The 21,866-nt window shown below is 52.6% G+C and carries 22 protein-coding genes; 15 read left to right on the top strand and 7 right to left on the bottom strand.

What is annotated here, in order from left to right; translation table 11 throughout:
• Positions 1-133 precede the first annotated feature (133 nt).
• The 5 genes from mglB to ABGA49_RS05195 all read left to right on the top strand — a co-directional run bounded on the left by mglB (position 134) and on the right by ABGA49_RS05195 (position 4,798).
• Positions 134-1,132: a galactose/glucose ABC transporter substrate-binding protein MglB gene (gene mglB / locus ABGA49_RS05175; protein ID WP_061494000.1), complete on the top strand. Its 999-nt coding sequence runs from the start codon at positions 134-136 to the stop codon at positions 1,130-1,132.
• Between the two features lie 86 nt (positions 1,133-1,218).
• A complete protein-coding gene (mglA, locus tag ABGA49_RS05180; protein ID WP_061494001.1) occupies positions 1,219-2,739 on the top strand; it encodes a galactose/methyl galactoside ABC transporter ATP-binding protein MglA in 1,521 nt (506 codons plus the stop codon).
• 15 nt (positions 2,740-2,754) lie between these two features.
• Entirely contained in the window at positions 2,755-3,765 is a 1,011-nt protein-coding gene (gene mglC / locus ABGA49_RS05185) for a galactose/methyl galactoside ABC transporter permease MglC (protein WP_088238081.1), read from the top strand.
• Between the two features lie 169 nt (positions 3,766-3,934).
• A complete protein-coding gene (locus tag ABGA49_RS05190) occupies positions 3,935-4,162 on the top strand; it encodes a hypothetical protein (RefSeq protein ID WP_061494003.1) in 228 nt (75 codons plus the stop codon).
• A 210-nt stretch (positions 4,163-4,372) separates the two neighbouring features.
• Positions 4,373-4,798, top strand: coding sequence for a hypothetical protein (locus ABGA49_RS05195; RefSeq protein WP_088238080.1), 426 nt, complete (start codon positions 4,373-4,375; stop codon positions 4,796-4,798).
• Between the two features lie 7 nt (positions 4,799-4,805).
• On the opposite strand, the gene sanA is transcribed toward ABGA49_RS05195, so the two are convergent.
• From sanA to ABGA49_RS05215, 4 genes are all read right to left on the bottom strand, one after another.
• Positions 4,806-5,525, bottom strand: coding sequence for an outer membrane permeability protein SanA (gene sanA, locus ABGA49_RS05200; protein ID WP_061494005.1), 720 nt, complete (start codon positions 5,523-5,525; stop codon positions 4,806-4,808).
• Positions 5,526-5,650: 125 nt separating this feature from the next.
• Positions 5,651-6,535: a cytidine deaminase gene (gene cdd, locus ABGA49_RS05205; RefSeq protein WP_088238079.1), complete on the bottom strand. Its 885-nt coding sequence runs from the start codon at positions 6,533-6,535 to the stop codon at positions 5,651-5,653.
• A 129-nt stretch (positions 6,536-6,664) separates the two neighbouring features.
• Positions 6,665-7,360, bottom strand: coding sequence for a CidB/LrgB family autolysis modulator (locus ABGA49_RS05210; RefSeq protein ID WP_061494007.1), 696 nt, complete (start codon positions 7,358-7,360; stop codon positions 6,665-6,667).
• Entirely contained in the window at positions 7,357-7,755 is a 399-nt protein-coding gene (locus tag ABGA49_RS05215; protein WP_061494008.1) for a CidA/LrgA family protein, read from the bottom strand. Before ABGA49_RS05215 ends, ABGA49_RS05210 begins: the two co-directional genes overlap by 4 nt.
• Positions 7,756-7,984: 229 nt before the next feature.
• Between ABGA49_RS05215 and dusC the strand changes: the two genes are divergently transcribed.
• From dusC to ascB, 6 genes are all read left to right on the top strand, one after another.
• Complete coding sequence (gene dusC / locus ABGA49_RS05220; protein WP_061494009.1) at positions 7,985-8,941, top strand: tRNA dihydrouridine(16) synthase DusC; 957 nt, start codon at positions 7,985-7,987, stop codon at positions 8,939-8,941.
• A 259-nt stretch (positions 8,942-9,200) separates the two neighbouring features.
• Positions 9,201-10,523, top strand: a complete 1,323-nt coding sequence (locus ABGA49_RS05225) for an OprD family outer membrane porin (RefSeq protein ID WP_088238077.1) — start codon at positions 9,201-9,203, stop codon at positions 10,521-10,523.
• A gap of 16 nt (positions 10,524-10,539) precedes the next feature.
• Positions 10,540-11,412, top strand: a complete 873-nt coding sequence (gene surE, locus ABGA49_RS05230; RefSeq protein ID WP_061494011.1) for a 5'/3'-nucleotidase SurE — start codon at positions 10,540-10,542, stop codon at positions 11,410-11,412.
• A gap of 158 nt (positions 11,413-11,570) precedes the next feature.
• A complete protein-coding gene (gene bglG, locus ABGA49_RS05235) occupies positions 11,571-12,404 on the top strand; it encodes a transcriptional antiterminator BglG (RefSeq protein WP_061494012.1) in 834 nt (277 codons plus the stop codon).
• Positions 12,405-12,548: 144 nt separating this feature from the next.
• On the top strand, positions 12,549-14,408 hold the full coding sequence (gene bglF, locus ABGA49_RS05240) for a PTS beta-glucoside transporter subunit IIABC (RefSeq protein ID WP_061494013.1): 1,860 nt from the start codon (positions 12,549-12,551) through the stop codon (positions 14,406-14,408).
• A gap of 15 nt (positions 14,409-14,423) precedes the next feature.
• Positions 14,424-15,815 carry a 6-phospho-beta-glucosidase gene (gene ascB / locus ABGA49_RS05245; RefSeq protein WP_347665227.1) on the top strand — a complete coding sequence of 464 codons (1,392 nt, stop codon included), beginning with the start codon at positions 14,424-14,426 and terminating at the stop codon, positions 15,813-15,815.
• 38 nt (positions 15,816-15,853) lie between these two features.
• Here ascB and ABGA49_RS05250 read toward each other — a convergent pair whose 3' ends face one another.
• The gene (locus ABGA49_RS05250) at positions 15,854-16,768 is read right to left on the bottom strand and encodes a LysR family transcriptional regulator (protein WP_347665228.1); all 915 of its coding nucleotides are present in this window, start codon (positions 16,766-16,768) and stop codon (positions 15,854-15,856) included.
• Positions 16,769-16,841: 73 nt separating this feature from the next.
• On the opposite strand from ABGA49_RS05250, the gene ABGA49_RS05255 reads away from it, so the two are divergent.
• Together ABGA49_RS05255 and ABGA49_RS05260 are read left to right on the top strand one after the other, a co-directional pair.
• Positions 16,842-17,795 carry an MBL fold metallo-hydrolase gene (locus tag ABGA49_RS05255; RefSeq protein WP_061494016.1) on the top strand — a complete coding sequence of 318 codons (954 nt, stop codon included), beginning with the start codon at positions 16,842-16,844 and terminating at the stop codon, positions 17,793-17,795.
• A gap of 235 nt (positions 17,796-18,030) precedes the next feature.
• A complete protein-coding gene (locus tag ABGA49_RS05260; protein WP_061494017.1) occupies positions 18,031-18,804 on the top strand; it encodes an SDR family oxidoreductase in 774 nt (257 codons plus the stop codon).
• Here ABGA49_RS05260 and ABGA49_RS05265 read toward each other — a convergent pair.
• Complete coding sequence (locus ABGA49_RS05265) at positions 18,801-19,388, bottom strand: DedA family protein (protein ID WP_061494018.1); 588 nt, start codon at positions 19,386-19,388, stop codon at positions 18,801-18,803. The genes ABGA49_RS05260 and ABGA49_RS05265 overlap by 4 nt on opposite strands.
• A gap of 172 nt (positions 19,389-19,560) precedes the next feature.
• Here ABGA49_RS05265 and ABGA49_RS05270 point away from each other — a divergent pair, with 172 nt between their 5' ends.
• Positions 19,561-20,148 (top strand): Yip1 family protein, encoded by a 588-nt coding sequence (locus ABGA49_RS05270; protein ID WP_061494019.1) that lies wholly within the window; start codon positions 19,561-19,563, stop codon positions 20,146-20,148.
• Positions 20,149-20,330: 182 nt separating this feature from the next.
• Positions 20,331-21,278 carry a D-alanyl-D-alanine endopeptidase gene (pbpG, locus tag ABGA49_RS05275; protein ID WP_061494020.1) on the top strand — a complete coding sequence of 316 codons (948 nt, stop codon included), beginning with the start codon at positions 20,331-20,333 and terminating at the stop codon, positions 21,276-21,278.
• Here the strand turns inward: pbpG and ABGA49_RS05280 are convergent, their stop codons facing one another.
• Positions 21,279-21,833: a GNAT family N-acetyltransferase gene (locus ABGA49_RS05280; protein WP_061494021.1), complete on the bottom strand. Its 555-nt coding sequence runs from the start codon at positions 21,831-21,833 to the stop codon at positions 21,279-21,281.
• Positions 21,834-21,866: the final 33 nt, after the last annotated feature.

Raw genomic sequence — 21,866 nt, forward strand, 5'->3', positions numbered from 1 at the left:
TGTGGAGCGTTACCGTACACGGACGAATGGATTTTTTAGAGTGAACTTCGGTCGAAAGTAACGTTTCAATAACATACTTCCCACCGAGCATTTTTCACAAGAACTACCCTGCATATAAAAAACCGGAGATACCATGAATAAGAAGGTGTTGACTCTGTCTGCTGTAATGGCAAGCATGCTTTTCGGCGCAGCCGCACACGCAGCGGATACCCGCATTGGTGTGACCATCTATAAGTATGACGACAACTTTATGTCCGTTGTGCGTAAGGCGATTGAGAAAGATGCCAAAGAAGCGCCAAATGTTCAGCTGCTGATGAACGACTCCCAGAATGACCAATCCAAACAGAATGATCAGATTGACGTTCTGCTGGCGAAAGGCGTGAAAGCGCTGGCCATCAACCTGGTTGACCCGGCTGCTGCAGGCACCGTTATTGAGAAAGCCCGCGGCCAGAACGTGCCGGTGGTATTCTTCAACAAAGAACCTTCCCGTAAAGCGCTGGATAGCTATGACAAAGCGTACTACGTCGGTACCGACTCTAAAGAATCCGGTGTTATCCAGGGCGACCTGATCGCCAAACACTGGGCGGCAAATCCGGGCTGGGACCTGAACAAAGACGGTCAGATCCAGTTCGTACTGCTGAAAGGCGAACCGGGCCATCCGGATGCTGAAGCACGTACCACTTACGTTATCAAAGAGCTGAACGATAAAGGCATCAAAACGCAGCAACTGGCGTTGGATACCGCAATGTGGGATACCGCACAGGCGAAAGACAAAATGGATGCCTGGCTCTCCGGCCCGAACGCAAACAAAATTGAAGTGGTCATTGCCAACAACGATGCCATGGCGATGGGTGCTGTTGAAGCGCTGAAAGCGCACAACAAGAGCTCAATTCCGGTATTTGGCGTGGATGCGCTGCCTGAAGCCCTGGCACTGGTTAAATCCGGCGCAATGGCGGGTACCGTACTGAACGATGCCAATAACCAGGCGAAAGCCAGCTTCGACCTGGCGAAAAACCTCGCCGAAGGTAAAGGCGCCGCAGATGGCACCAACTGGAAGATCGACAACAAAGTTGTTCGTATTCCTTACGTGGGTGTAGATAAAGACAACCTTGATCAGATTACTGGTAAATAATATTTAGCTAGTCTTTTTTCACAGGGCGTATTAATCAATACGCCCTTTTATAACAACATGATATGCCAGGCCAACAAGGTACAATTATGGTCAGCAATAATACTCAGTCGTCAGGTGAATTCTTGTTGGAAATGAGCAATATCAACAAGTCTTTTCCAGGCGTAAAGGCACTCGATAATGTCAATTTAAAAGTTCGTCCTCATTCTATTCATGCATTAATGGGTGAGAACGGCGCGGGTAAATCAACGTTATTAAAATGTCTTTTTGGGATCTATCAAAAAGATTCCGGCAGCATCCTTTTTCAGGGGAAAGAGATCGATTTCCATTCGGCTAAAGAAGCACTGGAAAATGGTATCTCAATGGTTCACCAGGAACTTAACCTGGTGCTGCAACGTTCCGTGATGGATAACATGTGGTTGGGGCGTTATCCCACTAAAGGCGTGTTTGTCGATCAGGATAAAATGTACCGCGATACGAAAGCTATCTTTGATGAGCTGGATATCGATATCGACCCGCGGGCACGCGTGGGCACATTATCTGTTTCGCAAATGCAGATGATTGAAATTGCGAAAGCGTTCTCCTATGACGCCAAAATCGTTATTATGGATGAACCAACGTCGTCATTGACGGAAAAAGAAGTCAATCATCTGTTTAAAATTATCCGTAAGCTGAAAGATCGCGGCTGCGGTATTGTTTATATCTCTCATAAAATGGAAGAGATCTTCCAACTGTGCGATGAAATAACCATCCTGCGCGACGGCCAGTGGATTGCCACTCAGCCGCTGGAAGGGCTGGATATGGATAAGATCATCGCCATGATGGTGGGACGTTCGCTGAACCAGCGCTTCCCGGACAAGCATAACGAGCCAGGCGAAACGATCCTTGAAGTGCGTAACCTGACCTCGTTGCGTCAGCCGTCTATTCGCGATGTCTCCTTTGATCTGCGCAAAGGCGAAATTCTCGGTATCGCCGGTCTGGTTGGCGCAAAACGTACTGATATCGTCGAGACGCTGTTTGGTATCCGTGAGAAATCCGCCGGTACCATTAAACTGCATGGCAAGCTAATTAATAATCATAATGCGAATGAAGCGATTAATAATGGCTTTGCTCTGGTAACCGAAGAGCGTCGTTCTACCGGTATTTATGCTTATCTCGATATCGGTTTTAACTCGCTGATTTCCAATATTCAGAATTACAAGAACAAAGTCGGTTTGCTGGATAATAGCCGCATGAAGAGTGATACCCAATGGGTTATCGATTCAATGCGCGTGAAAACGCCAGGACACCGTACGCAAATTGGTTCACTGTCTGGTGGTAACCAGCAAAAAGTCATTATCGGTCGCTGGTTATTAACTCAGCCAGAAATCTTAATGCTCGATGAACCAACGCGTGGTATTGACGTTGGTGCGAAATTTGAAATTTATCAGTTGATTGCCGAACTGGCGAAAAAGAATAAGGGGATCATTATTATTTCCTCTGAAATGCCTGAGCTGTTAGGCATCACTGACCGTATTCTGGTAATGAGCAATGGCCTCGTTTCCGGAATTGTTGACACTAAAACCACAACGCAAAACGAAATTCTCCGTCTTGCGTCTTTGCACCTTTAAGATCAGGGGCTCCTCATGAGTGCGTTAAATAAAAAAACTTTTCTCACTTATCTGAAAGACGGCGGCATTTATGTTGTTCTTTTAGTGTTACTGGCCATTATTATTTTCCAGGATCCCACATTCTTAAGTCTGCTGAACTTAAGTAACATTCTGACCCAATCTTCTGTGCGTATTATTATCGCGCTGGGCGTGGCGGGGCTGATTGTTACACAGGGCACTGACCTTTCCGCCGGGCGCCAGGTGGGCCTGGCAGCGGTGGTTGCCGCAACGCTGCTGCAATCCATGGAAAACGCCAATAAAGTCTTCCCGGACATGGCCACCATGCCGATTCCGGTGGTGATCCTGATTGTTTGCGCCATTGGCGCGATTATCGGGCTGGTGAACGGTATCGTTATTGCTTACCTGAACGTAACACCGTTTATCACCACGCTGGGTACGATGATCATCGTTTACGGTATCAACTCCCTGTACTACGACTTTGTAGGTGCATCGCCGATTTCTGGCTTCGACAGTGGTTTCTCCTCCTTTACACAGGGTTTCATTGCGCTGGGTGGTTTCCGACTGTCGTATATCACCTTCTATGCGTTAATTGCCGTCGTCTTTGTCTGGATCCTGTGGAATAAAACCCGCTTTGGCAAAAACATTTTCGCTATCGGTGGTAACCCGGAAGCAGCGAAAGTGTCCGGCGTGAACGTGGCGCTGAACCTGCTGATGATTTATGCGCTGTCCGGGGTGTTCTATGCCTTTGGCGGTATGCTGGAAGCGGGCCGTATCGGTTCTGCGACCAACAACCTCGGCTTTATGTATGAGCTGGATGCTATCGCAGCCTGTGTGGTGGGCGGCGTTTCCTTCAGCGGCGGTGTGGGTACCGTACTGGGCGTGGTGACCGGTGTTATTATCTTCACCGTTATCAACTACGGTCTGACCTATATTGGTATTAACCCGTACTGGCAGTACATCATCAAAGGCGGCATCATCATCTTTGCGGTGGCGCTGGACTCACTGAAATACGCGCGTAAGAAATAAGCGTGTCATATTCAACAAGCCCGCTGTTTCAGCGGGCTTTTTTTATGCCTGTCATTTATACGGTATGAACGGGGAGGAGGCGAAAAAAAACTTTGTCCAAACAAATTTGTTAAATTTTCCGCTTCGATGCTACGCTCAAATAAGGCACAGCATTAATGAGGTAATTCTGATGGACAAAGAATTCGCGTTTCCTGCATTTCCCGTGATCGGCTGGCAGGTTGGGCCGGTGGAAGATTTAAATGGTGTGGTAGTCAAATTTGGCTACAGTACGTCGCCTTATGGACCTGGCGCGACAACTTTTGATTCGCAATTTTTTAGCCTGACACCGGAAATGGTCAAGAGCCTGATCTATGACCTGGAGCGCAGTTTGCACCGCTGTGAAGACAAAGTCGCCTGACACCCTTTAAGAGACTTCGCGCAGCCGCTTTTAAACGCTTTTGTGCTCTGCGCGATAGTTTTTATACGCTTGCAAATTTCGTCCCGGAGCGTGCGCAATTAGCCGGCAGATTTAACAATTAAGTCAATTCTGAATGCCTTCCGCTCCGTCGGTACTTACGCTTGAAAGGTAAATCTCTGAAATTAGTATCTGCAGCTCAGAGGGGCGCCTATGAATGTTGTGTATTTTAAAGTTGATCACCTTCCGCACGAAAAAACCAACCATGTGAATTTCTGCCTTAAGGGCATTGAATTACTGCGCGATGGCGAAGTGGTTGCCACTCCCGGCGATATCAAGGTCACCTCCCTGCCGTTTTACTGTTTTTGCACGGTGCCTACCGGTTTTCGCAAAATCGAATTCAAAATGAAGAACGCAGCGCCAGCCCGTATTCACTGCTCGGCGGGGTATTTAAAAACCGGCGAGTACCTTGTCGATACGCCGGAGGGGGAGACGATATTCTCCTTTAATGCGCTGAGCGGTTTATGGACGCTTGACAGGAACGAGGAGGAGGTTATCGATCACCGTGCGTTTAGGGCGCGGGATTTTACCCTTATCAGACCCGTGAAGAGCGCCAACCGCAATGTGTCGGCGTACTGACGCCGGATCAGTTTTTCCCTTTCTTTTGCATCTCAAATAGTTGCCCGGCGGTGACGGCCGGGTAACCTTGCGCATTATCAGGCACTTCCTGCAAGGATGGAATGGGGACCAGCGGGCCTAAAAATCGTGGCTCGCGCTTGAACATATAGAGATCCGCGATGGTGCCGAGCCGCGCACCGAATTCCCGCACCCGAACGCTCCACATATCTTTTGGCGATGGCACGGCGTAACACTGCGCCTGGATCCCCATATGCTGGGCGATAAACAGCGCACGCTCACAGTGGAAACGCTGGGTGATAATGATGAAATCGTTGGTATCAAAGACCTTACGCGTACGGACAATCGAATCGAGGGTGCGAAAACCAGCATAGTCGAGCACGATGTCGGAGGGATCGACACCTGCGGCAATCAAATCCTTACGCATGGTCATCGGCTCATTATAGCTTTGCATCGCGTTATCGCCGCTGAGCAACAGGTAGTTGACCTTACCGCTGTTATAGGCGTTCAGCGCGCCCTGAATACGGTAACGGTAATATTGATTGATAACACCCGTGCGGTAGTACTTCGCGGTGCCAAGCACAACGCCCACCTGCCGCCAGGGCAGATCCTGCAAATCGTCATAGATATAGGGCGAGGTTTTCCAGCTCATCCAGCGATCAAGACCCAGCGCCGTTAACAGCAGTAAGCCGATCAGGACTAACAGGCTGTATAGCAAACGCTTTAACATGCAGGAGACTCGGTACAGGTTTGAAATTTAACTCAGGCTACTTTACCCGTCCGGCAAGCGCAAGAAACAGAGGTTCAATTGCGGGCTTTTTCATCACTGCGGGCGTGAACCCGCAGTGACAGACATTATGCAAGCAGTACGCGGTCGGTGTGCTGGCAGCCCAATGCACGCAGCGTGGCGACGGTTGCATCCCACTGTGTGAGTGGCGCATCAGCGCGTTCAGCGAGCAGCGCGCGTTGAATATCTGCGTAATCAAAACCACTCAGATTGAGCAAGTTTAGTGCGCCCTGCAACGGTGGCAGTGTCGGGTTGAAAGCGGCATTTTCCGCATAACTGCCGCAGAAAATACGCCCATCACGACATTCGAGCGCAACCCCGGAAGGAGAATGCGTGTAAGGGGAGTGGCTGCGGTTCGCTGCGCTGATCGCTGCTTGTGCTAACGGTTCTCCGCTCACAGCAAAACCATGGTTCTGCTCGTCCATCAATAACGTTTTGATCTCCAAGTCTTTTGGGCCAAAAGCGTCCGGCAGGTAATCGCCCAGCGTATGGGGGGCGCGTCCCGGCAGGTTAATGCGCAGGGTCAGCCCGCTGTTCAGTTCATTCATAAACTGGCGGCAATGCCCGCAAGGAGTGTAGTTCACGGTGACGGAAGAGAGGGCTTTTTCGCCGCGAAGCCAGGCATGGCTGATGGCGCTCTGCTCGGCGTGTACGGTTTGTTGCATCGTTGCACCGCGGAACTCCATATTGGCGCCAAAGTACCAGATGCCACTGACGCCACGGGCAATAGCGCCAACATTGAAATGCGACAAATCGGTGCGGGCGCAGGCCGCTGCAAGCGGTAACAGCGCAAAGGCCAGTGTATCTTCATCCATGCCGGTGGCGCTACGCAAAGTCGCCACCTGCGCCGCGCTCAGCATAGCGGGGAAGTGCTCATCCGCCAGCAGAGGCGCCAGCGCGGTTTGCAAATCTCCCGCAAGCCCGGAAAACGCAGTGTGAAAACGTGAATGCATGGCGTTGCCTCATAATCGTGTATTGGAACCGTAGTTTACGGGGCAACAGGGTGATTATGTGTGATTTTTATCACATTGCATGTGCAACTTATGAAACTGAAATTAAAATTGCGCGACCAATCGCAAAGTTTATCGCAATACAGCCATGATCAATGGAAACAGAAACGGAGCCACCAGCGAAGTAATAATCCCACAGATCACTAATGCCAGTGAACTGAATGCCCCTTCCTGATAATCCACTTCGGCGCAGCGCGCGGTGCCCAGCGCATGCGAAGCCGTACCCATCGCCAGCCCGCGGGCGGATTTGGTATGTATGCGCATAAGATTGAGAAAAGTATGACCGAAGACCGCTCCCAGCACGCCAACGAAAATCACGCAGACGGCGCTGATGGCGGGAATGCCACCGATGCTGCCCCCCACGGCCATCGCAATCGGTGTCGTGACGGATTTTGGCAACACCGATGCGGCGATTTCCGGCGTTGCCCCCATCAGCAGGGCGATGGCGGTACCGGAAATCATTGCCACCAGGCTACCGCAAAAGCAGATGGTGATAATCGATTTCCAGCGCGCACGGATCTGGTGCAACTGCTCATAAAGCGGGAAGGCCAGTGCGACCACCGCAGGTTGCAGCAGATCGTTGAGGATTTTGCTGCCCTGAAAGTAGTGATCGTAAGGGATACCGGTTAGCAGCAGGATGGGAATGATCACCACCATGGCGACAAGCAGCGGGTTCAGCAGCGGCATTTTGAAACGCGCGGCAAGTTTTCGGGCGGCAAAAAAGACCGCCAGCGTCAGTGGCAACGACCACCAAATATACGTCATCATTCTTTATCACCTTCTTGCCCGGCGATTTTACGTTCACCATGCGCCAGATGAGTGCTCCAGCTCACCACCAGAAATACAATCACCGTACTGACTGCGCAGGAAACAATAATGGGACCAAATTGCGCGCGTAGCAGGTCGTAATACTGCATCACGCCAACCCCGATAGGCACAAACAGCAGCGCCATATAACGGATCAAGAGATAGCAGCCCGGATTGACCCACTTCGCGGGCAGGATTTGTAGCGCCAGCAGTACGAACATGATCAACATACCGATAATGCTGCCGGGAATCGTGATGGGCAGAAGTGACGCGATATAGATCCCTGCGTACAGGCAGGCGTAGATAAGTACAAAAGCACGCAGATATTGCCAGATAATATTCAATGATTTACTCATGGTGAAAGCCCTTGCTGAAACGCATTCATCATACAATTAAAGCTAAAAACGTGCTACTGATCACATCATGAATTGTGAGCATACCAAACATTCCATTCTGGAACGTTATGCATTCCCACAAGATTTTCCCCGCGGGCTACCGGCAAGTGTAGTTTTTCCGCCCGATAAAGGCACTTTCCACGCCGTGACAGAGGCGCTACTATGGCGCCTCATTTTTTTGGGGTGATTTATGCGTGTATTACTGGCGCCAATGGAAGGTGTGCTCGATTCGCTGGTGCGCGAGCTGCTTACCGGGGTTAACGATTACGATCATTGCATCACCGAGTTTTTGCGGGTGGTGGATCAACTGCTGCCGGTAAAATCATTTTATAAAATCTGCCCTGAACTGCACCGACAAAGCCGCACGCCTTCCGGTACGTTGGTGCGTGTACAGCTACTGGGGCAATACCCGCAGTGGCTGGCGGAGAACGCCGCTCGGGCGGTTGAACTCGGGTCATGGGGCGTGGATCTGAACTGCGGCTGTCCGTCGAAGCTGGTTAATGGCAGCGGTGGTGGCGCGACGCTGTTGAAAGATCCCGAGCTGATCTATCGCGGCGCGAAAGCAATGCGCGAGGCCGTTCCTGCTCATCTGCCGGTCACGGTAAAAGTGCGTCTGGGGTGGGACAGCCCCGCGCGCCAGTTTGAGATTGCCGATGCGGTGCAACAGGCCGGTGCGACAGAACTGGTGGTGCATGGCCGCACCAAAGAAGATGGTTATAAAGCAGAGCGCATTAACTGGCAGGCAATCAGTGACATCCGCCAGCGATTGTCTATTCCCGTGGTGGCCAATGGTGAAATCTGGGACTGGCAAAGCGCGCAGGATTGCATGGCAGTCACCGGGTGCGATGCGGTGATGATTGGGCGCGGTGCACTGAATGTACCGAACCTCAGCCGGGTGATTAAGTACAACGAACCTCGCATGCCATGGCCGCAGGTCGTTGCTTTATTGGCGAAATATGTCCAGCTGGAAAAACAGGGCGATACGGGCTTATATCATGTCGCACGTATTAAACAGTGGCTGGGTTATTTGCGTAAAGAATATATAGAAGCAGGACATCTATTTTCTATTATTCGAACCTGTAAAACATCTGCTGAAATTGCAGAAGAAATTTCTCGCGAGCTAAATCACGTTTCTGCTGATTTGTAAAATAAGCCTCTGGTAGATTGGTGTGCAGCGTGTTATTTATATCCGCGCAGCACATCAGGATTGTTACTGTTATACAGGCAAAACCTAAACCATCATAATTCATAGTCTGGCGAATTATGGGTTTGGGTTTTTGTCTTTTTAATGGCCTGATTAATAGAAACGTTTATGTGAACTGTTTAAATAAATACTGATCAGTCGCGGGTGTTGAAAGTAATTCGACGGCGTTCCTGTGGTCTGAATATAAAATGGAATGAACAGTATGACGCTATTTAAATTAACATTACCTCTGGTTTTTATTTCCGGCTGGAGTTGTGCAGCAATTTCCGCTAATGCCTTTCCTGTCGCCACCCAGGGATTTCTTGAAGATAGTCAGTTTACGGTGACGTTGAAAAATGTCTGGATGTTAAGCACCAACGACCAGCAAGAGCAGGCCGGTATCGGCGAACAAAATGCCTGGGCGCAAGGTGCGTTGCTGGATTACCAAAGTGGCTGGTACCAGGAAACCGTCGGCGTTGATGCATCCTGGTACAGCGTGGCGAAGCTGTACGCTAACGATGACTTCGCCGGCAGAGACCTGCTGCGCGATAAAAACGGCCATGCGGAAGGGTTCAACAAGATAGGCCAACTCTATGCAAAGGTGAAATGGGAAGAGGGCGATGCCTACGCCAGGCTGTTCGCCGGTTGGCAACAGTTGTATAAGTTCGGCGTGCTCAACGTCACTCGTAGTCGCGCAGCCCCGAGTACCTGGCAGGGTATCCGCGCGGAAACAGGCTGGGGGACGCTGTCGGCTCGCGGTGCCTGGGTCACGCGTTTTTCCGAACGCGATGAACCGGAAAAGCGAGGCTTTTATACGCTGAAGAGTAATAAACCTATCGATTATATCGTCACCGGAGAAATGAGCTGGAGCCCAACGAAATATTCCCGGGTGACCTGGGTTGCCGGTGAAAGCCATCATTATCTGTTGCGTCAGGGGCTGGAGACGCAATTTACCGTGCCGCTCGGTAAAAAGGAAAATATCTTATTACGCAGTGCCTGGTATTACAATCGCGGGCTGGATGAATGGGAGGGCGCTCGCGGTTTTACACATGACGCTCAACATTTTTTCGCGCTACTGGGTTATCAATATCAGCAGATTGAATCCGGAATAGCCTGGTCAAAAACAAACGCCCATCTTGAAAATGGTCTGGGGAATTTTTACTGGCATATGGGGAAAAATACTCGCGGGGCATTTAATAGTCCGGCAGATGGGGAAGGGAATGATTATGTCAACGATGGCGAACAGATGTTGTATTTATACGGGAAATATCGTCTGTCGCCAGAATTTACCTTTGGGGTCTATGGCAATTATGGCTATGGAGCACGATATCAAGCAACGTCATTAACGCAGTGGGAATACGGCGGATATGTTTCATGGACGCCAAAAAGTATCGAGGGTTTCTCATTGTTTGCCGGATTTGGCCCGAGTTATAGCTGGAAGTTGGTGAATGGCAAACCATGGCTGACGGACGACAAGCGGACATTTCACCGTTCGAAAGGGATCGGTGGCGGCGTGACAATGGAATACAAATTTGGTCTGCATTAATAAAAGGAAAATTAAAATGAATAAACCAGTGCTGGCATTACTACTCACTTCGCTCACTGCGGCGCATACGCAGGCTGCCGAACAGGCGATGCGCATTCTGTTGGTTAACGACGACGGATGCGAATCGCCAGGCACCACTTCTTTGCAGGAGAAGCTCGCCGCCAAAGGGTACGACGTATGGATGGTGGCGCCCACTACTAATCAGAGCGGAATTGGTTCGGCAATTACCTTTAAGCCCAACAAAATTTTTGACGTGAAGAAGGTGGCGGAAAAACGCTATTGCTTCCCTGGCACACCCGCAGATTCACTGGATTTCGGCCTGCTTGGCGTACTCCGGGATACACCGCCAGACCTGGTAATTTCCGGCGTTAACGACGGTCCGAACACCGGGGTGGCGCAACTCAATTCCGGTACCGTCGGCGCAGCGGCCCGTGCGGTACGTTATGGCTTTCCGGCCATTGCCGCCAGCATCGGCTATCTGTTCACAGCTGAAGAGATGAAAGCAGGCTGGCCCAGCACACATCAATATTGGCCAGAATCTGTTGACTATCTGGTTTCACTGGTGGACAGGCTGCACAGCAAGTGGCAACCGGGGCAGCCTGTACTGCCTGTAGGGTCAGGACTCAGTATTAACTACCCGCCACTGGTGAAAAGCGCCATCAAGGGAGAGAAGTACATTGGCAACGAACGTTTCCCTGCGCCACAGCACTATTACAAGTTACTCGATGATGGCCGCGCACAGCAGGTTATGAGCGAGAAAGTGCTGATGCCGACAGAAGCAGACACCGATACCGGCTGGTTGAATAAGGGTTATATCACCTGGACACTATTGGATGGTGAGTGGGATGCACCTCAGTATGAATCACAATACAAAGCGCTTTTTCGTTAAGCGCCTGGCTGAGACGACGATCACAGTTTGTTTTCTGTCTCGTTGTTCGCCGTGGGGAAGCTGGTAGAGTGCTCAGGTGGATTGTTACTGCGAAAGCAGGCTAAACCTGATTATCTGGCTTCTGTCGGAGATCAGGTTTTTTTGTTTCTGGGGTCGTGATGAAGATCGCCAAAGTATTAAACAACAACGTCGTGGTAGTGCTGGACGAGCACCAACGCGAGCAGGTGGTGATGGGCAGAGGAATCGCCTTTCAGAAACGTCCCGGCGATCCTCTGGACGAACGCTGTATCGAAAAGGTGTTTGCACTGCAAAGCGATGAGTTGGTGCGTCGCCTTGGTGAACTGCTGAGTCAGATCCCGCTGGAGGTGATGACCGCTTGCGATCGCATTATTGAACTGGCGCGCGAGCGGCTTGGCAAGTTGCAGGAGAGCCTTTACATCACCCTGACCGATCACTGTTTCTTTGCCATTGAGCGGCAGAAAAAAGGGGCGGTGATCCGCAATGTGCTGCTGTGGGAGATTAAGCGTCTTTACCCAAAAGAGTTTCAGTTGGGCCAGGAAGCACGGGCAATCCTCGCCAAACGCCTTGGGGTGGAGTTAGACGAAGATGAGGCGGGTTTTATTGCCCTGCATCTGGTGACCGCGCAACTGAACAGCGAAATGCCTGAAGTGATGCATATCACCAAAGTGATGCAGGAGATTCTGCATATCGTGAAGTATCAGTTAAAGCAGGAATACGATGAGGAATCCCTTAGCTATCACCGATTTGTGACACATCTGAAGTTTTTCTCTCAGCGTATGCTGAGCCGCACGGTTGTGGAAGATGACGATCTCTCCCTGCACCAGGCGGTCAAAGAGAACTACAACCTGGCATGGCAGTGTGCGGAAAAGGTGGCTCGTCATCTGGTCAGCACCTATCAGCGTGAGTTGACCACAGAGGAAATTATGTTTCTCGCCATCCATATTGAGCGAGTGAGAAAAGATCGGCGCTAGGGCTACGCCTCGCGTTCTGGCATTACCTGGATTGTTACTGCGTGATACAACGCAGGCAAAACCTGAGTTCGGTACCGTGAGGTGCCGGTCTCAGGTTTTTTTTTACTCAGTCACCGCCCTCGGGCATGAAGCAAGGAACACAGCATGGAATATCAAGCGCTGGCGAAAGAGATTCTGAGCCACGTTGGTGGCAAGGAAAACATCAACAGTCTGGTGCACTGCGCTACGCGGTTGCGCTTTAAATTAAAAGAGATGAAAAAAGCCGATGCCGAAGGATTGAAAGCCAACCCTGGCGTGATCATGGTCGTCGAAAGCGGTGGGCAGTTTCAGGTGGTCATCGGCAACCATGTCCACGATGTCTGGCAGGCGGTGCGCAACGAAGCCGGGATAACAGACGACACGCCCGCTGCGACCTCTGACGAGAAAGACAACCTGTTCGGGCGATTGATCGACATCGTCTCCGGCATTTTTACGCCGTTTATTGGCATTCTGGCTGCGTCGGGGATCCTCAAGGGATTATTGTCGCTGGCGATAGTATGCGGTTGGCTCACCGCCGAAAGCGGAACGTACAAAATCTGGTTCGCCGCCAGTGATGCACTCTTTTTCTTCCTGCCATTAGTGTTGGGCTACACCGCGGGTAAAAAATTCGGCGGTAATCCTTTTACCACTCTGGTGATTGGTGGCGCATTAACGCATCCGCTGATGCTCAGCGCCTTTAACGCCAGTCAGGGGGCTGATGCGGTCAGTGAAAGCTTTCTCGGTATCCCCGTGACGTTTCTGAATTACAGCGGCTCCGTGATCCCGATTATTCTTGCTGCCTGGGTAAGTTGCTGGCTGGAGAAACAGGGGAATCGCTTTTTACACTCCGCCGTCAAAAACTTTATTGCACCGCTGCTGTGTATTGCCATCACCGTACCGCTGACGTTTCTGATCATCGGCCCGGTGGCGACCTGGCTGAGCCAGATGCTGGCTTTCGGTTATCAAACCATCTACACATGGGCACCGTGGGCGGCTGGCGCAGCACTGGGTGCGTTGTGGCAGGTTTGCGTGATTTTCGGTCTGCACTGGGGGCTGGTGCCGCTGATGATCAATAACATTGCGGTCCTGGGGCAGGATACGATGTTGCCCATCCTGTTACCTGCGGTATTTGGGCAGGTGGGCGCAACGATGGGTATCTTCCTGCGCACCCGCGACGGTCGGCAAAAAGCGCTGGCGGGCTCCTCAATTGCGGCAGGTATCTTCGGCATCACTGAACCGGCCGTTTACGGTCTGACATTACCGCTGCGCCGACCCTTTATTTTCGGCTGTGTGGCCGGGGCATTGGGCGGCGCGATCGTCGGCTTTAGCGGCACGCATGTCTACTCCTTCGGTTTCGGGAATATCTTCACCTTTGCGCAGATGATTCCGCCAGGCGGCGTAGATGCGACGTTGTGGGGCGGAATCCTCGGCAGCGTTATCGCACTGGTGTTGTCCTGCGTTCTGACATTTATTGCCGGGTTACCGAAGGTGTCCACCGAACGTGATCAGCCGCAAATGGTCGCCGCCACTGATGATAACGCACTGCTTGCGCCGATGAGCGGCACCGTGCTGGCGTTGGACCAGGTGCCAGACAGCACCTTCGCCAGCGGTCTGTTAGGCCAGGGCGTGGCCATCATTCCGCAGGAGGGGCGAGTGATTGCACCGTTTGCCGGACAAGTCGCCTCACTGTTTGAAACTAAACATGCCATTGGTCTGCTCAGCGACAGCGGCATTGAAATATTGATTCATGTCGGCATCGACACGGTCAAGCTGGATGGAAAACTCTTCACTGCCCATGTCCGGGTGGGGGACAACGTGCAGCCGGGCGACCTGCTGCTGGAGTTCGACCGCGCTGCGATAATTGCCGCCGGGTTCGATCTTGCCACGCCGATTATTATCAGTAACAGCGACAGCTTCGGGAGCATCAGCACCGTCGCGTCAACCTCAGTTCAAGCCGGGATGCCGCTGCTGGCGGTCGCCCGTTAATCAAAGGAGCCAGCAATGAAATCGTTTCCGAAAACATTTTTATGGGGCGGCGCGATTGCCGCAAATCAGGTCGAAGGCGCGTATCTGGAAGACGGGAAGGGGCTTTCCACCTCCGACGTGCAGCCGAAAGGGGTATTCGGCGATGTGGTTGAACGTGTGCCGGGCGACAGCGCCCTGAAAGATGTCGCTATCGACTTCTATCATCGCTATCCAGAAGATATCGCGCTTTTTGCAGAGATGGGGTTTAGCTGCCTGCGAGTGTCGATTGCCTGGACGCGTATTTTTCCCAACGGCGATGAAAGCACACCTAACGAAGCCGGGTTGGCCTTTTATGACAAGCTGTTTGATGAATTAGCGAAACATGGCATTACACCGCTGGTCACACTCTCACATTACGAAATGCCGTGGGGACTGGTGAAACAGTATGGCGGCTGGGGCAATCGTAGAACCATTGCCTTCTTTGAACACTATGCGCGTACAGTGTTCACCCGTTATCAGCACAAGGTCAAGCTATGGCTGACCTTTAACGAGATCAATATGTCGTTGCATGCACCGATGACCGGTGTGGGGTTACCCGAAAACAGCAGCAAAGCAGACGTCTTCCAGGCAATTCATCATCAACTGGTCGCCAGTGCGCTGGCGGTAAAAGCCTGCCACGACATAATCCCTGACGGGAAAATCGGCAATATGCTGTTGGGGGGGCTGATGTATCCGCTGACCTGCAAGCCGGAAGACATCTTCGAAACGCTGCAGCAGAACCGTAGTTGGGAGTTCTTTGGCGATGTTCAGTGCCGTGGCGCGTACCCGGGCTATATGCTGCGCTACTTCCGCGACAATGGCATCAGCATTGAGATCACGGATGCCGATCGCGACGCGCTAAAATCGACCGTCGATTTTATCTCCTTCAGCTACTACATGACCGGATGTGTCACGACGGATGAAGAGCTGAATCAGAAAGCGCGCGGCAACATTCTCAGCATGGTGCAGAACCCGCATCTGGCAAGTTCTGAATGGGGCTGGCAGATCGATCCCCTCGGTTTGCGCACGCTGCTGAATATGCTGTGGGATCGTTGGCAGAAGCCCTTGTTTATTGTAGAAAACGGGCTTGGCGCGAAAGATAAGGTTGAAGCAGATGGCAGTATTAACGACGACTATCGTATCGATTATCTGAACGATCACCTCGTACAAGTACGCGAGGCGATTGAAGACGGCGTTGAGGTAATGGGTTACACCAGTTGGGGGCCGATCGACCTGGTGAGCGCGTCGAAAGCTGAAATCTCCAAACGCTACGGTTTTATCTATGTCGATCGTGATGATAGCGGTAACGGTACGCTGGCACGCAGTCGCAAGAAAAGCTTTTACTGGTACCGCGATGTGATCGCCAGCAATGGGGAAAGCCTGAAGTAAGCGGAACATGCCCGGTGTTGATACGCCGGGCACGGTTGTTACATCAACAAGTCAGTGATAAAGGTTTTCAGCCACATCACTGCCGGATCGCTGCTGTGGCGCTGGTGCCACAGCAGCGCCACGTCTATCGGTTCCGCTTCCAGCGGTACCGGACTCGCCATCAGACCGTGCGTACGTTGCCATTCTGCGGCAAGGCCCGAGGGCACCGTAGCCAGCGCAGGCATCGTCGCCAGCAATCCCGGCAGTGCAGCGAAATGTGGCGTCGTGTAATGGATACGACGCTGGTGGCCGGTTTTAGCCAGCAGCGCATCAAAATGGCTGCCGGTGGCTTCCCGGTAGCTGACCATCAGATGGGGCTGTGCAGCAAAGCTGTCGATATCCAGCGGCGTGGTTAACGTTAACTGCTGGGGATGCCAGAGTGTGACAAACGACATGGTTGTCAGAACTTCCCGTTCCAGCCAGCGTGGTCCGTCCGTGGCGACGCTTATTGCCATATCCATTTCCCCGCCTTCCAGCCGCGTAGCATCGCTAAACGGATCGCTGGCAATTACACTCAGGCGCATACCTGGTGCGGCCTGCTGTAACGCCGGTATCAGCTTCGGCATAAGCCACATCTCAACCCAATCAGCCATACCCAGCGTCAGCGACACAGTGACAGTACGGGGATCGAACGCTGCTTGCTGAAACAGCGTGCTCTGTAATTGCTCCAGCAGGGGCAACAACCCGGTATGCAACTCTTCCGCGCGGGCGGTGGGCTGCATGCGATGGCCACTGCGGATAAACAAAGGATCGTCGAACAGGGTGCGCAGGCGTGAAAGTACACCGCTGACCGCGGGCTGACCGAGGTGCAGTTTATCCGCCGCCGCAGAGACACTCTGTTCGCGAAACAGCACCGCAAAGGCGATCAACAGGTTAAGATCGATCTTGCGAAAATCATTCTCTTTGATAGTCATTATTGCTCCAATCAATTGGAATGATAGTAGCGGCGGCGGGATACTGGCGCAACTGAAACTATCGGAGCAGACAATGAAATATTATCCATTATTACTGGCGCTGCTGGTCTCTGGGGCAAGTCTCAACGCGCTCGCGACACCGCTGTCGACGCAGCAGGCGCAGGCACCGGGCTATTACCGCATGGCGTTGGGCGACTGGCAAATCACCGCCGTTTCTGACGGCACCGTAGCTGTGCCGTTTGATAAATTGCTCACCCCTATTACGCCGGAAAAACTGAAAGCGCGGATGGCGCAGGCAAACCTGCCGGTAAACGCAGAAACCTCCATCAACGCATTTGTGATCAACACCGGTAAGCAACTGATCCTGGTGGATGCTGGCGCCGGGCCATTATTTGGCGACGCGGGCGGTCACCTGCCGGAGAACCTGCGGGCAGCAGGTATCGATCCACAGGCTATCGATACGGTGCTGCTGACCCATATCCATGCAGATCACTCCGGGGGTGTACAGCGTGAGGGCAAACCCGTCTTCCCGAATGCCACCGTGCGTGTGGATCAGCGCGATGTGGATTTCTGGCTCAACCCCGCACATCAACGCGATGTGGAAGAGGGGCAGCGCCACACTTTTGCCGAGTCTGAGCGTTCGCTGCGTCCGGTGATTGATGCCGGTAAGCTCAGTCCCTTCCACGCCCCGGTACAGATTATGCCTGGCATTGATGCTATTCCCGCCGCGGGTCATACGCCCGGCAGCGTGATCTACCGTGTCAGCCACGCGGGTAAGACACTGCTGCTGTGGGGCGATATTATTCACGCACACCCGGTGCAGTTACCTCAGCCTGAGGTGGCGATCCATTTTGACGTCAATCGTCAGCAGGCGGTGGCGACGCGGGAGAACGTGCTGGCTCAGGCCGCCCGCGAAGGTGACTGGATAGCTGCAGCGCACATTGCCTTCCCCGGCCTTGGTAAGGTGATGAAAGCCGAAGAGGGATACCGCTGGGTGCCGATCAATTACAGTGCGCAGGGCAAATAACCTGCAATGACCGGGTGTGCATGAGCGCACCCGGTTCGCACTCAAAAAATCATCTTAAACACGCCCGTCACTACCAACAAACCAATCAAGAAGATAATCAGGATCACCCAAAGTAAAATCTTTAACATTTTCCTCGTCCTTCCGGCTGTTCAGGTAGTGCAAAGCTTAGGCAATCTCTCAGCATCCTGCCTTTTTTCTATACTTAGCTGTTCATACGTTAACCGGAGGGTGAAACATGACAGCAACGAAAGTCGCAATTGTTACTGCAGCAGATTCCGGTATCGGCAAGCAATGTGCGCTGATGCTGGCGGAGCAGGGGTTTGATATCGGTATCACCTGGCATTCCGATGAACAAGGCGCAAAAGAGACGGCCCGGCACGTTGAAAAACGGGGGCGACGTGCGGAGACCATTCAGCTGGATCTCAGTCAGTTACCGCAAGGAGCGCAGGCGATTGATTCGCTGATTGCCCGCTTCGGGCGTATCGACGCGCTGGTGAATAACGCCGGAGCCATGAGCAAAGCGCCATTTCTTGACGTGAAATTTGAAGAGTGGCGCACCATTTTTACCGTGGATGTCGATGGCGCGTTTCTTTGCTCACAAATCGCCGCCCGGCAGATGGTTAAACAGGGGCAGGGCGGGCGCATTGTGAACATTACCTCGGTACACGAGCACACGCCATTACCGGAAGCCAGCGCCTATACTGCGGCCAAACATGCGCTGGGAGGGTTAACCAAATCCATGGCGCTGGAGTTGATTGAGCATAACATCCTGGTCAATGCCGTTGCACCCGGCGCGATAGCCACGCCGATGAACAACATGCGCGATGAAGATGCCACACCGGGTTCAATGCCCGACATTCCGCTGGCGCGACCGGGAAGAACCCGGGAGATTGCCAGCATGGTTGCCTGGCTCTGTTCTGATGATGCCAGCTACACCACCGGTCAATCGATGATTATTGATGGTGGCTTTATGCTGGCGAACCCGCAGTTTAAACCGAAAACCGGCTAGTCCTTCTCTGCGGAGCGGCTCTGGCGTTTTTTCCGACGATGCCGGAGCCAGCCACGCAGGCACACAACCAGCACCACCGCGATAACCAGCCAAATCCAGCGTTTCACATGCTGGTCGAACTGGTGCAGCCACGGACCAATCACTTCGCCGCCAATATATCCCAGCGTAGTGAAGATGAGCGCCCAGACGATAGCGCCAATGATGTTCAGCGGCAGGAAAATTTTCGGCCGCAGATGGCTGGTGCCAATCAATAACGGGCCGATAATGCGAAAGCCGTACATAAATCGCGAGCCAATCACAAACAGGTAAGGGTGGCGGCGAATGAGTGTTTGCGCCTGATGGATCTTCGCGCGGTGGCGGGAAAAACGCCGCAGGATCTTCATGCCATAACGCCTGCCCAGCAAATAGAGCAACTGGTCGCCAATCATCCCCCCCAGCGCAACAGACAGCACCACCAGTGGGAAACGCAGTAACCCTTGATGTGCGGCTACCCCGCCCAGCAGGGTAATGGTTTCGCCTTCGGCAATGCTGCCAATCACCAGCGCGGCGTAGCCATACTGGCTAATCAGATTATTGATATCCATTGTGTTTACGTCCTCCCGGTAAAACGCCTGTAAGCATACACCTGATATCGCACTCGCGCCGGAAGAAGAGCGTACTTTGCCGCGGCAGCATTTTTTGAGTTGTACATAAAATAAGCGAAATAGTGAATTATACTGGAAGTGTCGATGTCCGGGCATTCAGCAAGGGGGCGTTATGAACCATGTCTGGGGACTTCTTTCCCATCCCGATCGTGAAATGCAGGTTATCAGAGGTGAAAACGAAACCATTTCGCATCACTACACTCACCATGTATTAATCATGGCCGCTATTCCGGTGATTTGCGCCTTTATTGGCACCACGCAAATAGGCTGGAATTTCGGCGAGAACAGTGTCGTGACGTTGTCATGGGTGACCGGTTTCTCTCTGGCGGTGCTGTTCTATGCCCTGATGTTGGCGGGCGTAGCGGTGATGGGGCGCGTGATCTGGTGGATGGCGCGCGGCTACCCGCAACGGCCATCACTGGGGCGCTGTATGGTCTTTGCCGGTTATGTCGCGACGCCGCTGTTTCTGAGCGGAATTGTGGCGCTTTACCCGCTGGTATGGCTGTGTGTGTTGGTGGGCACGGTGGCGCTGTTCTACACCGGTTATCTGCTCTATATCGGTATCCCAACATTCCTGAGTATTAACAAGGAAGAGGGGCTGAGTTTTTCCAGTTCAACGTTGGCAATCGGCGTACTGGTGCTGGAAGTTTTGCTGGCGTTAACCGTGATCCTTTGGGGTTATGGCTACCGATTGTTCTGATACCTGTTCTCCGAATCTTGCGTTGCTGGTGTAAAAGCCGGCAACGCAATCTCTCGCAATGATTATCCTCTGGCGACAACCCTGCATGGCGGCTATTATGCCAAAGCCAGCTCTGCTATTGCTCCTGCTAACAGACGCGGTGTGCGTAATAACGTGCGTGAATAATCTTCAGAAGTCTCATCATGCAGAAATTTCGAGTCTCCTTATTAAGCCTGGCCTTATTATTGGCTGCGCCTGTGGCGCCATTTGCTGTTGCGAAAACGACTACCCCGACGGTTGCCGCACAACCTGAGATTGCTTCAGGTAGCGCGATGATTGTCGATCTGCAAACCAATCAAGTTATCTATTCCAGTCATCCCGATCTGGTGCGTCCTATTGCCTCTATCACCAAACTGATGACGGCGATGGTGGTGCTGGATGCGCGACTGCCGCTTGATGAGAAACTCACGGTGGACATCAGTCAGACGCCGGAAATGAAAGGGATTTACTCCCGCGTGCGTCTGAACAGCGAAATCAGCCGTAAAAATATGCTGCTACTGGCGCTGATGTCATCGGAAAACCGTGCAGCAGCAAGCCTGGCGCACCACTATCCGGGTGGCTATAACGCCTTTATTGCCGCGATGAACGCCAAAGCGAAAGCGCTCGGCATGAGCAATACGCATTTTGTTGAGCCGACCGGGTTGTCAATCCACAACGTCTCTACCGCGAGGGATTTGACCAAACTGCTGATCGCGACCAAACAATATCCGCTGCTGGGGCAACTGAGCACCACGCGTGAAGAGATGGCGACCTTTGCGAACCCGGCGTACACGTTACCGTTCCGCAACACCAACCATCTGGTCTACCGCGATAACTGGAATATTCAACTGACAAAAACCGGCTTTACCAATGCGGCAGGACATTGTCTGGTGATGCGTACCGTCATCAATAACAAATCGGTGGCGCTGGTGGTGATGGATGCGTTTGGTAAGTTCACGCACTTTGCTGATGCCAGCCGTCTGCGGACCTGGATTGAAACCGGGAAAGCCCAGCCGGTACCGGCTTCTGCATTAAGCTATAAGCGTCAGAAAGCGGCGCAAATGGCGCAAAACCCGGCCGACGATGACGCGCAGACCGCGCAAAACGATTAATTATTCCGGCAGCGTCCAGTCACCGTCGTTGAGTGGGCGCTGCATAATCAACGTATCCCGCCAGTCCCCTTTTTTATAGCCGACGCTGCGCAGTTGCCCGGCCAGTTCAAACCCGTACTTTTTATGCAGGCGCAACGAACCCGTATTGTTGTTGCCATCACCGATTACAGCAATCATCTGCCGCCACGGCCCGGCTTCGCAACGGTCGATGAGCGCGCCCATCAGCGTACTACCAATGCCGCGACCAATCATACTGGCATCGACATAAATGGACTCTTCCAGCGTGTAGCGATACGCCTCGCGCGGACGGTAAAAATGGGCGTAACTGTAGCCGACCACAATGCCATGGTAGAGGGCGACCAGCCACGGCAGGCCATCGCTGGCGACGTTGTTCATGCGGTTACGCATATCGTCAATGGTCGGCGGGACTTCTTCGAAGGAGGCGCGGCCATGCAGAACGTGCCAGGCATAGAGGGACGCAATAGCGTGTACGTCGTCAGGACAGGCGTCGCGTATCTCTATTGCAGGACCGGATAAGACATCAACAGCAGACATGACAGGTGTGCTCCTTCAAAGCAGAGAGCCATA

Source organism: Kosakonia sp. WA-90, from assembly GCF_039871955.1.
In the GTDB taxonomy this organism is placed as follows: domain Bacteria; phylum Pseudomonadota; class Gammaproteobacteria; order Enterobacterales; family Enterobacteriaceae; genus Kosakonia; species Kosakonia oryzendophytica.